The sequence below is a fragment of the Paenibacillus algicola genome (genome assembly GCF_005577435.1).
GTDB lineage: Bacteria > Bacillota > Bacilli > Paenibacillales > Paenibacillaceae > Paenibacillus_AQ > Paenibacillus_AQ algicola.
On the sequence record NZ_CP040396.1, the window covers coordinates 3,416,958 to 3,431,791 of the forward strand.

The window sequence follows — 14,834 nt, forward strand, 5'->3', positions numbered from 1 at the left end:
TTCAGCTCTTGACCAGACCTGCGCCGGCCAGGATACCAAACACCGCCTCCTGCAGCGGCATATCCTCCGGAATGAGCACGTAGGACATTCCTCTTTCGGCACATACTCTGGCCAGCATCCCCTGATAGCGATCCAGCTCCTCCCGATAAGCTTCCAGCAGCCTTGACGTTACGGCGACCTCCTTGCCTCCGCCTGTCTCCACATCCACAAGGCGAAGATCCCCCGCAAAGCGCGGTTCCAGTTCCTCCCGGGACAGCACCTGCACGAGCACGACCTCCTGCCCTGCCCCTGCTAGCAGCGACAATGAACGGGACAGCTCCTCTTCGCCGCCTTCCAGCCAGCAATCCGAAAAAATCCACGTCATTCCGGGCAGACGGGGCAAAGCACCCGGTACCGATAACGCAGCGGCGAGGCTTCCGTCTCCGCCTAGAGGAGCCTGCTGAAGATGGGAGAACAGCCGGTGGGCAGCCCCTTTTCCCCGCAGCACAGGCAGCCTGGAATCCATTGATTTGCTGTAGCATGCCAGCTGCAGCCGGTCATATGAGGATAGCGCCAAATATCCGATGCTTGCGGCGAGCTGGCGCGCCAGCAGCCATTTGTCGGCTGCCGCTCTGCTCTGGCTTGTGCTCGGTCCGCCTCCTGTGCCAGCTTCCGTGCCTTGAATGCCAGCCATGGAAGCCGAGCAATCCACGTAGATGCTGACCATTAGCTCCTGCTCGTCCATGAATTGTCTGACGAACGCCTTACCGGTCCGGGAATAGACGCCCCAGTCAAACCGGCGTACATCATCGCCCGGCGCATACAGCCGGTAATCCGCAAACTCCAAAGACGAGCCCAGCCTCCGCGAACGCCGCTTGCCCTGAAGGGTCCCTGCCACCCGGGATCGGGTATTCAGGCTCAGCCGCTCCAGCCGGGTCAGCCACTCCGGCGGCAGCAGATGCTTGGACCCGCTCACACCCCTTTCTCCAGCTGCTCCATAATTTCGCGGATGACGGTATCGGTCGTCACGCCCATCGCCTGGCCTTCAAAGTTCAGGAACAGACGGTGACGCAGTGCCGGCAGCGCACAGGCATTGATATCACCGGTGGACAGATGCATTCGTCCTTTGAAGAATGCGCGCACCTTGCCGATGGCAATGATGGACTGCACGCCGCGGGGACCCGAGCCATACCGGACGTATCTGCGTACTCCCTCCGTTGCTGATGCATCCTCCGGATGAGTCATCATGAGCAGCCGAACTGCATAATCCAGCACTTCATCGGCAACGAGAATTTGCTTCGCCCCTTGTTGAATATCCAGCAGCTCAGCTGCTGTCATTTGCTTCTCCACCCCGATTTCCCGAGAAGACGTTGTTCGCTTTACAATCTCCTTCAGCTCCTCCCTGCTAGGGTAGGAAACCTCAATTTTGAGCAGAAAACGGTCGAGCTGGGCCTCAGGAAGCGGATAGGTCCCTTCATTCTCCAGCGGGTTTTGGGTAGCCAGAACGAAAAAGGGTCTCGGGAGCGTATGCGTCTCACCGCCCACCGTTACCGTCTTCTCCTGCATCGCCTCCAGCAGGGCGCTTTGAGTCTTCGGTGTGGCACGGTTAATCTCATCAGCCAGCACGATGCTGCTGAACAGCGGGCCTTTTTGAAATGACATTCCCGTACTGCCCTGCTGTCCGAAGGACAGAATGTTCGTACCCGTAATGTCACTTGGCATCAGATCGGGTGTGAACTGGATTCGGGAAAAGGATAAATCCAGCGCTTTGGAGATCGTGCTGACCAGCATCGTTTTCCCAAGTCCAGGTATCCCCTCCAGCAGCGCATGACCGCCGGCGAAAATACACCACAGCATTTGCTCTACCACTTCCTCCTGCCCCACAATGACTTGACCAATCTGCTGCCGGAGTCTGGCTATTTGATCGGTCCATTCCTTCGGTTTCATCATAATCTCAGACATACTATGTCCTGCCTTTCTTGATCAGTCTACGGATTCGGATTGATTTGGGTAAAATAGTCCTCGACCAGTCCCTGCATCTGCTCGGGAAGAAGATTGCGCTCCAGCGAGCGCCGCGCCTGTACAGCATAATCCTGATATACTTCCTCATACGGCCTTGATGTCCCTGGCATCGTTGGCGATACGCCGCCCTTTTGAATGTCTCCGCCGGTTCCGTTCAGCTCTCCCTTATCATTCTGCACATTGCCGCTGCCTTCCAGGCCACGGGGAGTTGTGACCAGCTCCCGGCCTCCGCTGCTGAGTCCGGCACCTGAACCTTGGCCGCCTCTTCCACCGCCGGCGCCACCCGTTCCCTGGCCTGTGCCAGTGCCCTGTCCGCCGGCGCCTTCCTGACCAGACCCTTGGCCTTGGCCCGAGCCCTGGCCACCTGTCCCCTGCGCACCAGCTGAAGAGCCGCTATCCGAGCCGGCCCCTTCGGTCTGCTCTGAAGCTTGCCCTTCAGCGCCACTGCCTTGTGCGAGCGCTTCTGCACTGCCGCCTCGTGCCCAGGAGTCCGATACCTGCATACCCGAAGCCGCCATCTGTTCCGCCAGCTTCAAGCCTTGGGAGGCCACTGCTGAGGCCAGCTCTGATGAAAGGGAAGAGGCCGCTTCAGCAGCATTCTTGCCCTGTGCTGCCTTGGCCAGCTCCTCCGCCAGCTCCTGCAGCGCCTGCTGCTGCTCCTCAGTCAAGCCTTTCTTCAGACTTTCTGAAGCCATTTGAAGAGCACTGGACAGCGGGTCAGCTTCTTTCTTGGCTGCTTCTTCTGCCAGCTTCTCCAGCTCCTCGGCCAGCTTATTTTTCTCTTCCTCTGACATCTTGGCCGCCTCCTGCTTCAAACGGTCCAGATCCTGCTTCAGCTGCTCCGTCTTCCCTTGCTCCAGGCTCTGGCCTGCCTGCGCCAGCCGGGGCTGCTGCTGCATCTGCTGAGCGAGCTGGAATACCTTCTTGGACAGCGCCTCTTGCTGCTTTGTCATTTTGTCCAGCTTCTCCATAGCTTGCTCCAGCTTCTCCAGCGCTTCCTCCGGCTGCTTCAGTGCTTGAAGCTGCTGCTTCAGCTCTTGAATCTGCTCCAGCAGCTGCTGCTTCTCTTCAGAGCTCTCCCCCTCATTTTGTAGTGACTCGGCAAGCTCTTCACTCTTCTGAATCTGCTCTTTCACCCACTGGCGCTGCTCTTTCGCCGCTTCGATCTTCTGGTCCATGGAATTTGGAATCAGCATCAGGATCAGCATAGCCAGCACGCCCAGGCTGCTCGCTATGATCAGCTTCTGCGGTCTGGGTACTGGCAGCCGGCTCTGAATCCTGTCCACATATTGCTGACCATAGCCTTCCGCTTGCTGACGCTGATAGCGTACAGCTGCTGAATCCTCACGGGCGAACGACAGCGCTGTCGTCATCATATCGCTCCGTTCCACGCCTTCCGGCACGTTGTCCATGACGGCAGCGGCTTCCTTCAGGGGCACCCGCCGGAGCCAGCCCCCTGCCCCTCCGATGAGCAATCCTGCGACAGGAAGGACTGAAGCCCATATGTTCAGCGCCGGGATTGGGACAATCCGTCCCATTGCAAGCAGAATCAGCGCAAGCAGCAGGCCGGCCAACAAGCCGTACAATCCATACACTGCCGCCTTAAACGCCTGCAGCCTTCGTCTGGCAGCTTCAATGAGTCGCAAAATACTGTCCATTCCTTACGCCCCTTTCTCTGATGTGCAGACACAGCTGTACCTGTGCTTTAAATATTCATCTAGCCTTCGCGGCTAACGCTTTCAGGCGGCTGCTGCGGCTTGGTTGATTTTCTCCTCATCCAGCTGCCCCGCTTAACAGGCCGAATCTTCCGGATTGCAACCATGAGAACCAGCACAATAACGACCGAATACACGATTACAAACTCTTGCCACAGCTGGATCGGCGCTTTACTGTTCAGCGAAGAGCCTCCCCGCATCATGTAAAAAACCTCTTTGGAAAAGCTCGGCTCAAACAAGCTGATGAGCGCACCAGCAGGGTTCAGTCCCAGAATATACCCGGTCCAGGAGATCGAGTTCACGGGCGGTGCTCCATTGATCATCAGATCCCGTGAATCCAGACTCATAAAAAACAAAAAAAGCAGTCCGGTCCCGAGGAAAATAAACAATCCCGCTCCGTAGGTGACGATGATCGCAACAATCGTTCTTTTGAACAGGGTTGAGAACATGACACCAAGCGAGCCCAGCAGCAGCATAACGAATAAATAAAATAAAAACACTGAGATAAGCTGCTGGGGTGAAATTCCTCCATATAAAAACACAATACTGTACACTGGCAATGTAGATAAAACGATCAGAGCCATAAAGCTGAGTGAAGACAGCAGCTTGCTCAGCACGATCGTAGCCGAGCTCTGCTGAGTCGTCAGCAGCATGCTAAGCGTCTGCTTTTCCCGCTCGCTGCTAATGACGCCGGCGGTCAGGGCCGGTGCCATGAATGCAATCAGAACAAGCTGAGCAAAGCTTAGTACATAGAACATGGATCGGCTCATGGAAGGGTCAAAACGCTGCTGTCCGCCCTGCTCTAAATACAGAAATATATAGATAAAAGCCATGGCCACTCCGCCCAGTGCCATCACATACAAAAGGACAGACAGCATGGATTTCGGGGAGCGCATGCGAAGTCGGAATTCTTTATCCAGCACCGGATTGATTAGTTTTCGGCTCCAGTTCATTCCGCAGTCCCTCCCTTCGTGATTTCAAGGAATACATCCTCCAGATTACTCTGTGCCTCCTGAAATGACACCACAGGAATTCCCCAGGAAATAACTTTCCGCAGCAACTCGCTCTGCTGGGCATCATCACCACTAAAATGCACATGCACTCCCGTATTGTCAGTCAGCACCGAGGTCACAAACGGCTCATCCCGAAGCTTGTCGCTCAGGCCGCTCTCCGGCTCTAGTGTGCGAATGTGGATGACCTTTTTGACACGCAGGCGATTCTGGATATCCGACACCTTGCCCTGGGCCACCATCTCTCCATGCTCGATAACTCCGATCTGGTCCACCATCTCTGCCAGCTCGGGCAGGATATGCGAGGAGATAATAATCGTCTTGCCCATCAGCTTCAGCTCTTTCAATATTTCGCGCATCTCAATCCGCGCTCTCGGGTCCAGCCCTGAGGCCGGCTCATCCAGAATAAGCACCTCCGGATCATGCACCAGACACCGGGCCAGGCAAAGCCGCTGCTTCATCCCGCGTGACAGGCTGTCGACATAGGTATCCTTTTTATCGCTCAGATTGACGAGCTCCAGCAGCTGGGGAATCAGCTTTTCCCGCTCTGCACGCGGAAGCCCGTAGCTAGCTCCGTAGAAGTGAAGGTATTCTGTCGCCTTCAGCTGATCGTACACACCGAAGAAATCCGGCATATAGCCAATCCGCTTGCGCACCTCCTTGGGATACTCGGTCACCTCATAGCCCCCCACCTTGGCTGTTCCCGAGGTAGGCAGAGCCAGCGTGGCGAGAATAGACATGGTGGTTGATTTACCGGCTCCGTTCGGCCCAACAAAGCCGAATACCGTTCCTTGCTCAATGTCGAGATTGATCCCCTTCAGGGCTTCAAAGGAGCCGTATCGCTTTTTCAGATCTCTGATTTCTATCATTTATTGATTCTCCCCCTTTAAGGTCAGCTCCGGCATCTGGATCATCCCCTGGCCCTTGGATTGGATGGAGAGTCGGATTTGGTTATCTACAATGTAACGCTCTGTATTGTCCGTGACGTCATACGTATTCTGATTGGCAGGAAGCACCTCCCAAGCCGCTTGCTCTGCATTCCAGATTTCCATGGTAATGTTGTTTCCCTGCTTGATTTCTTTGATTGAGAATTCATCATATCTGGCATTTGGATTGCTCAGGAGTTGAAACTCCGCCGTGATGCTTCCTTGACCCATTTCAATGCCGTGCGGATAAACAAAAAAGTTCGTGGCATTGACCTGACTTACTTGAGGAGTCAGGAAACCATACGGAATGCTGAAGGCACCTTTTTGGCTCCAGTCCAGCTCTACACTCTGGGTCCACAGATTAAGCTGGTCGCTCGGGATGAAGCTTCCTCCAACCGTATAGCTCGACAGCTCCTCGTCACTCCACCCCACAACATACGCACTGGTCGAGAAATTACCCTGCTGATACGTGTACGCGGACAACATATCCCGCTGCCGATTAAAAGAATCCCTGCCCTGGTTCTGGTATGGATAAAGCTGATACGCCAGATCAGATCCCATTAACGTGATCATGGACTTCTTGTCTGACGGAATATCTGCTGTTCCCCGGGCTGGAATATCTCCAACCTTATAGGCGGTGCCGCCCACTACGAGCACAACCTGATCCAAATCATGAAGCGTTTCATTGGTTACTTTCCCGGCGATTTCGCCGTTATCATTAATGTCGAGGGTAACCGCAAATTGTCCGGTTTGCTCAGGCGCTGCACGCCGAGCCCACATTTTAGCGAGTGACCATTGCGGCATGTCCCTTAGCTCCAGCTTCGTCTGCTCCTGCTCCACGCGGATGAAGTTTTTATTTTCTCCCAGATTAGTCACGAAGCCGCCTGATCTGCGCTGGGTTTTCACATACGTGTTCTGCGGGAATTCAACCTGGTAATCACCACTTCGAGGTGTAAATAATGCCGTGGCCGTATCTATATTTCCTAGGCCGGCTCCATCCAGCTCCACAATATTCAGCGTGTGCGCCATTTCCTCTGTCTTGTCGGTAGAGCCTGCCATATATACGGCGGCACTTGCAATGACCGCGACCAGCGGAATGAGAAACCAGGCCCATTCCCGCTTATCCGCCTTCTTGAGGATAAAGTATAGCAGCGGTGCCGCAACGAAGGCGTAAATAATCAGCATCCAGAGCAGCACGGGGAACGATGGCATTTGAATAGAAGGAAAAAATTCCAACGTATAGCTGAGCTGGTCCATGGACGGGTTATATCCACCATTACTCATCGGCAGGTCATTCTTTAGAACCGAAGCCCAGACTGCAGCGTGTCCCGCCCAGGAACTGACGGGCTCCATGCTGACGTCGTATGCGGCATACCGAACCTTGCCCTGTCCCACATCGCGATGAGCAAACAGCGGCGCACCTGCTGTTATCGTATCAACGACCGCCCCTTCCACGACCGAACCCTTGGAAAGGGTCAGTGTGTCCGCCAGACTAAGCGGTTTTCTGCCCAGCTGTACCAGCTCCGGCAAGCTGTCAACGTCCATTGTTCCTTCCGGCTGTACCGGAGCGATGTCGAGAAACGGTGCGGAGGTCTTGGCGTAGCCTGCCCCGCCGGACAGAACCAGCGTCCCTCCGGATTGAACCCATGAATTGATGCTCTCCTGCTGTCGCTCTGTCAGGGTATCCGAGGCAAAATTGTTCATGACCAGCACGTCCAGACCATCCAGCAGCATAGCATCCTCATAAATATCATCTGCCTGAAGTGGAGCTCTGATTATGCTGTTGCCCTTTCCGTTCAAAGTGTTCAGAAAATTCATCGTATCCGGGTCCGCGGACAGCACACCGACAAGCGTGCTTGCAACGGCACTTTTGGTCAAGTAGGTTTTGCTGCCGGAGATCGCAACCGGCTTTCCTTCACTGTAGGAACCCTCATAGAAGGTGATTGTATTGTTATCCTTCGTCAGAAAGACGCCGGGAATCGCAATGACGATCTCTTTCTCTGTATCTTTAGGCAGCTCCACCCGCTGAACGTATGAAGCTGCCTCCCCCATACCGTTATTGTTCTGCAGCTGGATCACGATATCGCCGGCGAGATCCTCACTGCTCTTTAGCATGATTCTTAATGGATTCCATTTCCCTTGCTTGAACACTCCCTCGTACCCTAGCTCTGTCTGCATTTCAACCTGAGGTGCCGCGTTCGCTGTGCCGCTTAGCTGCGGAACAGCCAAGCCAGCCGCCAGCAGCAAGATGGCTGTCAGCAGCAGACATCCTTTTCTTATCATGGACAATGACAACGTATAATTCCCCTCTCCTTATATCTGACGACCATGGCTTCCAAGCAGTTCTTATGTATATGAAGTTCTTGGTCTATGCCTTCTATGATGTAAGACGAATCACCGTGGCTAAAAGTTTGCTGATCCACAAAAAAAACATCCCGCTCCACATGAAAAAGGAGCGGGATGTTGATCTCTGCAGCAAGTATTCGGCTGCTCCAATAGGCATATTCAATGTTTGCTTCATATAGAGCATTGGAGCTTGGTTATTCGTGGTTTTAGACAAAGACAGGCAAAGCCCTCTTAGAATACTACCGTTTTGTTGTGATGCACTAAGATGCGGTCCTCAATATGCCACTTTACCGCTCTGGCCAGCACTACCCTCTCGATCGTCCGACCGATCCGCTTCAGCTCAGTGACCTCATCCCGGTGGCTGACACGCTGAACGTCTTGCTCGATAATCGGACCGCCATCCAGCTCCTCGGTTACGTAGTGGGCCGTTGCGCCGATGATTTTGACGCCGCGGTTATAGGCTTGAGCATACGGCTTGCCGCCGACAAATGCGGGCAGGAACGAGTGGTGAATATTGATGATCCGGTTGCGATAATGCTGAATAAATTGCGGACTGATAATCTGCATATAGCGGGCGAGGATGATTACGTCAATATCCTCTCCGATCACGTCAAGCTGCCTTTGCTCCGCTTCCGGTTTGGTATCCGCGGTGACCGGGATATGATGGAACGGAATCCCGAATGACTCGACATACTCCTGCATGTCTGTATGATTGCTAACCACCATAGCGATGTCTGCATCCAGATCACCGGCCTGCCATTGCCATAGCAGCTCGACCAGACAATGATCCTCCTTGGAGACGAAGATCGCAAGACGCTTTTTGCGTGAAGTGTTGTTAATATTCCATTCCATGCTGAACCGCTCAGCGACTTCACGGAATGAGGTCTCCAGCTCCGGCAGCTTGTGCGCCAGCTCCGGCAAATCGAACTCGATGCGCATGAAGAACATGCCCCCGGCAGGGTCCATCGTATATTGATCGGATTGAACGATGTTCGCTCCATGCTCATGCAGGAAGCGGGACACCGCAGCTACGATGCCGGGTCCGTCCGGGCACGCAATCAGCATGCGGGCACGGTTCTCGCGCTCAGCCGCGGACGGTGTATTTTTGTGAATGTGAATGTCCATTGTAAATGTACTCCTTCTGATTCCTTCTAAAATGATCTTCAATCAGGCGCGGCCGCTGCTTGCAGGCTTGTCCCTAATTCCAGCAGGCGGCCGTTCTGTCTTCTTCGGCATCACTTCATGACATGGCGTGCCGCCGGTGACGCTAAGGTCAGACGTTCGATCTCCTTCTTCTAACAGCCAGCATGAGCTTAGAGCTTATTTTCCCTGTCCCGCAAGCCAGGCAACGATACGCTGATTTATTCCTTCTTCACTTACGTCCGGCAGCAGGCCTGCACCCGCAACAAGATCATACAGCCGTTCCATGGGCTCACGGGGATCAGCCTTCTTCGCCTTGGCGTCCGACTTGAGCAAATTCCAAGTGTCCAGCACGAACGACCGGCCTGAAATGTTCTGTCCCTCAAAGAAAGCGCCAAGCTCCTTCACCTGTGACAGAAATTCCGATCCAAAGCGTTCTTCCACATTGCCGCGGAGAAGCGCAATTTCAATCTCGTACATCGGACGCTGGGTTTTGGCATCCTTGCCAATCCACGGCGTCTCCAGAATGAATGGTCTGCCCTGAAGCCGTTCATGGTGAACCACCTTCTGGATCGCCTCGTAGCCGATCCAGCCTGTACCCAGCGGAGTGTGACGGTCTTTGGCTGCACCGCGCGGATTCTTGCTGTCATTCAAGTGCACCACAGTAAGACGGTCCAGTCCAATCAGCCGGTGAAACTCGTCCAGCACACCGTCCAGATTTTCTACAATGTCGTAGCCGGCATCATGCACGTGACAGGTATCGAGGCAGATTGCAAGTCGTTCATTGTACTTCACTTTATCAATGATCCGGGCCATTTCCTCGAAGCTTCGTCCCATCTCCGTGCCTTTGCCTGCCATCGTTTCCAGGGCGATCTTGACCTCGGTTTCATTCGTGCCCCCGAGCACCTCGTTCAGCCCTTGTGCAATCCGGTCGATCCCATAATCGGCATCCATGTCCGTATACGCACCAGGGTGAAGCACGATGTTGTTCACGCCCGCAGCCTGCGTACGGCGGATTTCTTCCTGTAAAAACGTTACCGCCAGCTCATAGGTATTCTCCTTATAGGAGCCCAGATTGATAATGTAAGGCGCATGCACGACAATTTCATCAATACCGATTTCCTTCATTAGAGCATTTCCTTCTTCAAGGAACATCGTATCCATGGGCTTACGCCGCGTATTCTGCGGTGCGCCGGTATATATCATAAACGAGCTGGAGCCGTATGAATTGGCCTCCGTTGCCGCTGTCAGGAGCCCCTGTCCGGAGAAGGACACGTGGGAACCGATTTTCAGCATGCTGCATCCCCCTTTTTTTTCAAACAATTATCACCTATTTTAGCCCGAAAGCTGAAATAAATCTAGAAATGCGATATAATTCTTACGAAAGCTGTCTTTTTGGAAAAGAACGTATTGAGGTGAGATTCTATATATGGTTAACCTTTCGGCATCCTTCCAGACCTTGACCACCAGCGGTCCACCGTCATGGTTTATGTATTCAATCGCTTTTTGGGGCTGGGTCATGCTCGGCTTGATGACGGTCGGCGGATTTTTTATGTTTCGTAAATTCCTGAAGGTGCTGCCCAAGGCAGACGGCAAGTCCAAGCTCGACTGGCAGAACCATTGGGTAGAGACCAGCCGCCCCCTGTGGACGGACGAATCGAAGAGCTTTCTGGATGAATTAGTACAGCCCGTGCCCGGCCCATTCCGCGATATCGCCAAGCATTCCATTGCTGCCGAGATCGGCAAGATTGCCGTAGAGAGCGGAGCGAGGGAAGTCACACGTGATCACTGCATCAAAGGCTATATCGTCGCGACACCGCGCCGGGATTACAAATTCCTAATGAACTTTCTTCACAAAAAAGGCATCGATTATTCTCCTTACCAGCACTTAATCAATAAATAATGAAACAAGACCGCCAGCCTTCGGGCCGTGCGGTCTTTGTTATTCTGGCTTACATACAGCAGCAGTCTGTTCTGTGAAATCCTCTGTTAGGAGAAAGAGGGGGCTGATGACCGAAGCGGTATAATGTGAAAGGCATAGGGCATCGGGCATAGAGCATCGCACAGCTTCAGCAAGTCAGCTCTCAAGAGGCCCGAAACGTATACTGCCCTTCAGCAATCACAAATACATCTCCTTCTCCCAGCATATATTCCTTGTAAGCCACCATAGGCTCCCCGCGCAGAAGCGTTCCATTTCTGGAGCCGAGATCCTTGATTTTGTAGCCTTCCGGGCTCCGGGACAGCTCGACATGCGCACGAGATACACCTGCTGACGCCGCCACGTACTGGGCGACCTCACCGGAACGGCCAATAATAAAGTGAGCCTGGTCAAGCTCTACCCGTTCAGATTCCTGCCGGGAAGGCAAGGATACCTCCAGATAGGGGCGCGGGCTGCCTGTGCTATCTGCTGCATCTGACCCATATCCTGTTCGGGGCTGCAGCAGCACAGTCCCTCCGTCTTCAGAAACAGCAGCCGCAGCCGCGAACCCGGACGCGCTTACTGCCGCAGGATCTTTGCCGATCCCTCCGATGGACGATCCTTGAAAGCGCTCCTGCAGCAGCTGATCCATCGGCATCGCCTGGTTGTTTACAGCACCGTCATAAAGTGCCATAGAGCCGGCATTTCGCACATTGGCCGAATCGCGATACCCGCTCCCAGGCAAGCCTTCATCATGCGGCGACAACTGATCGTCACCATGATCTCCGTAGTCATGGCCTGAAGAAGGAGGCTTGTTCCATCTCCATTTCTCCGACCCGGGCGGGGAGTCCAGATCTGGGGTATGGCCGCTACGGTCCTTCTTTCCACCCCGCCCCGACAGCAGGCCGGTAAACCGCTCCAAAGAGAAGATATGCTTCTCTGCCTCTTTCCGGTCGAAGTGAAGCGGTCCCGACACATCCTCAGGCATTCCGGCATCCATACGATCTGACACCTTTTTCGAGAACCAGCCTTGGAGCAGGCCGAGCCTCCCTTTCCAGCCCAGAACGGCGATAATGCCAAGAACAGCGGAAGCTGCGCTGGACAACCACATCCCTCCAGATGATGGTGCATCCATATATACAAAGCGCCACACCACAGCGATCGCGAGCAAACCGCCCAGCAGCCAGTACACGCTGGAGGAGGTTTGCCTCGGCTCATCATCATATAGCTCATCCCAGCCGCCGCTCTCCCAAGCTTCAGTTCCGGATGCTCCGGATGCTGGTAATCCCGGCGAGCCTGTTGTCACGTTCACCTGCAGCTGCTTCACGGAATCGGCATTCCACACCGTTTGCAGAGGGCGTTCCTCTCGCCCACGCTGCGGTTGAGCTGCTCCCGGGAAAGGAGTCACAGGACTCTTTGAAGAGCTGGAGCCATTACGGATGTGTGGAATTTGCGGCGCACTGGGCAGCATATGAGAGGCATTCAGCGGATTTGGCTCGTTTTTCACATTCGGCTTACTCCGGGTATCCGCACTGCGCCGCAGATGCAGGGGATCCGCTGTGTGGGATACATGCTCCGCGACCTCTGCTTGGTGTTGAACAGCCGCATCATGTTCACCCGACCCAGCCATTAAGCCCAGCAGCAGCTTCTTCAGCCCGGCCAGCTCAAACTCTTCCTGTGAACAGGCGTGCAGGAGCGATTGAATACCATTGCCCTGCAGTTCTTTAACAAGAGCAAGCCAGCGGGTAATCAGGCTTTTAATGCTGTCAGCCAGGCTTTGCTCCGAAGCCCATACACCCGCGGTAAACGGCAGGTAGGTAAGATAGATCAGTCCGCTGTGCAGCGGCCCCTCCAGAAACATGTATTCTTCATTCAAAACGTACTGGTCTGCTTTGAGCATGTACTTCCCGCTATCCTGAAGCGCCGTGACGATCTGGAGCAGCAGGGCATAGAATTCGGTCAAAGTCAGCTTTTCGGTTCGCAGCACCTGTGACAGCATTTTTTTGCCGGAGATGTTATATTCCAGTGTTATGCTGCAGTCCATTTCCTTGAGATAGAGCGGCAAAAAGTGCGGAATGCTGACAGCCCGGATCATCCCCATCTGAACATGACTGATGTCCTTTTCATCCAGCCCCTGATCTTTTGCCAGCACCATTAGTGTCCCGGCATTCTGAACAAAATCACGTGTCATTCCGAACACGGCTGTTCCCTCCTACATTTGAGCAAAATAAGTCCAGAGCATTCCCGGCAGCACCGCCAGCATAAATGGAAAGCGCAGCTGCCCGCCTTGCTGTTTGCTGCTGAAGGCCGCTTTAAACCTCATCATTTCAGCAGCCTGAAAAACAATCCTTTTGAAGCGAAGCCGGACCTCCCGGCGCCATATCACGATGCAAAGACCAATGATGCCAGCACAGAACACGGAATAGAACACGCCCTGAATCGTAAACCATAGCCCGCACCAGGCACCAATTGCCCCGAAGAGCTTTACATCCCCTGCGCCGACGGCTCCAGCCAGATACATCACGAGCACAATGCCAAAGCCTGCTGCCATGCCCTGCAGCGAAAACAATACACCCTCCACGCCCCCGGTAACGCCGTGATATCCCAAGCCCAGCAATGCAGAGGGCACCGTGAGCATATTAGGAATTCTCATGTACCGCAGATCCATGACGAAAGCTGCCGCAAGAAACACAGCACACATCCAAAAAGCGATATTCATCGTACCTCGTCCTTTCTCTTTCGTTCTACCGCCGATCTAGGGCCTTTCAACCACAGTAAACATGACCTCGATCCTGTCACCGTCTGCAGTTTCAATGACAAAGGGCCAGGACCCTGGCGTTGTATTAAAGCCGACGTTCCACTCCCATTCAATGAAGCCCTGCTCATCTGCGGTTTTCCAGCCCAAGTACTTGGCTGTACTTTTTCCGGATTTGTAATACACCGACATTTGTGCGGAAGTACCCGGAGCCAGCTTGGCTCTAACCCGCGCTTGCTTGCTGGCCACAGCAGGGTTCGGCTTTTCCAGCAGTTCAATTCCACCCGCTGCTCCATCTTCAGCCCCAGCATCACCTTCTGAGCCCCCCTCTCCGGTATCTCCGATCCAGAGCCGTTCCTGGGATTTGGCCTGAAGCACAATGCTTCGGTTCAAGAACGGAACCTGGATTGGAAGCTCATAGCTGACCTCAATCCCGAAATATGGATGCTTGCCGCTCTTCAAATTGGGAATGGAGACATTGGATACATGAATACGCTCATATTCCAGCAGTCCTCCCGGAATAAAAGGCCGGAGCATCGGCTTGATGACCGGATCTAGTACGGCCTCGGCGGCCTGATTCTTCAGCTGCTGTAAAGGCTCGTCTCCTGCTGCCGCGGCAGTATTCATCCAGCCCTTCACAGGCTCAGGTAAAGTAGCGCTGTACCTTGCTGCCCAGTCTTGAAGGGAGAGCTTGGGAACCTCCCAGTGCGAGCTGGAGGCATTTTCGAGAGAGGAGCCCCCTGACTCCATCTCTCCCTCTCTCTTCGCCCCGCCTGATGACTGTACTGCGTTCGAGACCGGGTATATATGCGCTGCCACAGTCTTCACACTGTCCGATACCATCGTCTGCAGAGCGGTCGAAATAATGGTCATTTGAATGATATAAATTAGAAAAATGACAAAAAACATAAACAGCGGAAGCACCATTGCGGCCTCCAGCACCATGCTGCCGGCTTCACATGCAGCGTTCCGCTGTTTCATTTCCGGCGGCGTCTTCCTTACTGTCCATTTCATCATCGCTGT

General features: G+C 54.1%; 12 protein-coding genes. 1 reads left to right on the plus strand and 11 read right to left on the minus strand.

All coding sequences use genetic code 11. From position 1 onward, the window contains the following. Position 1: 1 nt before the first annotated feature. The 8 genes from E6C60_RS16035 to E6C60_RS16070 form a co-directional block, all read right to left on the minus strand. Positions 2-955 carry a DUF58 domain-containing protein gene (locus tag E6C60_RS16035; protein ID WP_138226763.1) on the minus strand — a complete coding sequence of 318 codons (954 nt, stop codon included), beginning with the start codon at positions 953-955 and terminating at the stop codon, positions 2-4. Next, complete coding sequence (locus E6C60_RS16040; protein ID WP_138226764.1) at positions 952-1,941, minus strand: AAA family ATPase; 990 nt, start codon at positions 1,939-1,941, stop codon at positions 952-954. The genes E6C60_RS16035 and E6C60_RS16040 overlap by 4 nt, the downstream gene beginning before the upstream one ends. A gap of 26 nt (positions 1,942-1,967) precedes the next feature. Next, positions 1,968-3,659 carry a coiled-coil domain-containing protein gene (locus E6C60_RS16045; protein ID WP_138226765.1) on the minus strand — a complete coding sequence of 564 codons (1,692 nt, stop codon included), beginning with the start codon at positions 3,657-3,659 and terminating at the stop codon, positions 1,968-1,970. A 59-nt stretch (positions 3,660-3,718) separates the two neighbouring features. Then, on the minus strand, positions 3,719-4,669 hold the full coding sequence (locus E6C60_RS16050; protein ID WP_138226766.1) for an ABC transporter permease: 951 nt from the start codon (positions 4,667-4,669) through the stop codon (positions 3,719-3,721). Beyond that, positions 4,666-5,595: an ABC transporter ATP-binding protein gene (locus E6C60_RS16055; RefSeq protein ID WP_138226767.1), complete on the minus strand. Its 930-nt coding sequence runs from the start codon at positions 5,593-5,595 to the stop codon at positions 4,666-4,668. The genes E6C60_RS16050 and E6C60_RS16055 overlap by 4 nt, the downstream gene beginning before the upstream one ends. Beyond that, positions 5,596-7,935 carry a DUF7408 domain-containing protein gene (locus E6C60_RS16060; RefSeq protein WP_138226768.1) on the minus strand — a complete coding sequence of 780 codons (2,340 nt, stop codon included), beginning with the start codon at positions 7,933-7,935 and terminating at the stop codon, positions 5,596-5,598. A gap of 294 nt (positions 7,936-8,229) precedes the next feature. Beyond that, positions 8,230-9,123, minus strand: coding sequence for a formyltetrahydrofolate deformylase (gene purU, locus E6C60_RS16065; protein ID WP_138226769.1), 894 nt, complete (start codon positions 9,121-9,123; stop codon positions 8,230-8,232). 195 nt (positions 9,124-9,318) lie between these two features. Beyond that, positions 9,319-10,434 carry a deoxyribonuclease IV gene (locus E6C60_RS16070; RefSeq protein ID WP_138226770.1) on the minus strand — a complete coding sequence of 372 codons (1,116 nt, stop codon included), beginning with the start codon at positions 10,432-10,434 and terminating at the stop codon, positions 9,319-9,321. Positions 10,435-10,567: 133 nt separating this feature from the next. On the opposite strand from E6C60_RS16070, the gene E6C60_RS16075 reads away from it, so the two are divergent. Next, positions 10,568-11,041, plus strand: a complete 474-nt coding sequence (locus tag E6C60_RS16075) for a DUF2621 domain-containing protein (protein WP_138226771.1) — start codon at positions 10,568-10,570, stop codon at positions 11,039-11,041. Between the two features lie 181 nt (positions 11,042-11,222). On the opposite strand, the gene E6C60_RS16080 is transcribed toward E6C60_RS16075, so the two are convergent. The 3 genes from E6C60_RS16080 to E6C60_RS16090 are packed head-to-tail and all read right to left on the minus strand — an operon-like array spanning position 11,223 to position 14,828. After that, positions 11,223-13,247: a DUF6382 domain-containing protein gene (locus E6C60_RS16080; RefSeq protein ID WP_233281256.1), complete on the minus strand. Its 2,025-nt coding sequence runs from the start codon at positions 13,245-13,247 to the stop codon at positions 11,223-11,225. A gap of 21 nt (positions 13,248-13,268) precedes the next feature. Then, a complete protein-coding gene (locus tag E6C60_RS16085; protein WP_138226773.1) occupies positions 13,269-13,775 on the minus strand; it encodes an A24 family peptidase in 507 nt (168 codons plus the stop codon). A gap of 36 nt (positions 13,776-13,811) precedes the next feature. Then, the gene (locus tag E6C60_RS16090; protein WP_233281038.1) at positions 13,812-14,828 is read right to left on the minus strand and encodes a TadE/TadG family type IV pilus assembly protein; all 1,017 of its coding nucleotides are present in this window, start codon (positions 14,826-14,828) and stop codon (positions 13,812-13,814) included. Positions 14,829-14,834 lie beyond the last annotated feature (6 nt).

Coding starts and splice junctions, on each gene's coding strand:
- E6C60_RS16060 (WP_138226768.1), bottom strand. CDS start 7,935: ATGATAAGAAAAGGATGTCTGCTGCTGACAGCCATCTTGCTGCTGGCG.
- E6C60_RS16075 (WP_138226771.1), top strand. CDS start 10,568: ATGGTTAACCTTTCGGCATCCTTCCAGACCTTGACCACCAGCGGTCCA.
- E6C60_RS16070 (WP_138226770.1), bottom strand. CDS start 10,434: ATGCTGAAAATCGGTTCCCACGTGTCCTTCTCCGGACAGGGGCTCCTG.
- E6C60_RS16055 (WP_138226767.1), bottom strand. CDS start 5,595: ATGATAGAAATCAGAGATCTGAAAAAGCGATACGGCTCCTTTGAAGCC.
- E6C60_RS16090 (WP_233281038.1), bottom strand. CDS start 14,828: ATGATGAAATGGACAGTAAGGAAGACGCCGCCGGAAATGAAACAGCGG.
- E6C60_RS16040 (WP_138226764.1), bottom strand. CDS start 1,941: ATGTCTGAGATTATGATGAAACCGAAGGAATGGACCGATCAAATAGCC.
- E6C60_RS16050 (WP_138226766.1), bottom strand. CDS start 4,669: ATGAACTGGAGCCGAAAACTAATCAATCCGGTGCTGGATAAAGAATTC.
- E6C60_RS16045 (WP_138226765.1), bottom strand. CDS start 3,659: ATGGACAGTATTTTGCGACTCATTGAAGCTGCCAGACGAAGGCTGCAG.
- E6C60_RS16085 (WP_138226773.1), bottom strand. CDS start 13,775: ATGAATATCGCTTTTTGGATGTGTGCTGTGTTTCTTGCGGCAGCTTTC.
- E6C60_RS16080 (WP_233281256.1), bottom strand. CDS start 13,247: ATGACACGTGATTTTGTTCAGAATGCCGGGACACTAATGGTGCTGGCA.
- purU (WP_138226769.1), bottom strand. CDS start 9,123: ATGGACATTCACATTCACAAAAATACACCGTCCGCGGCTGAGCGCGAG.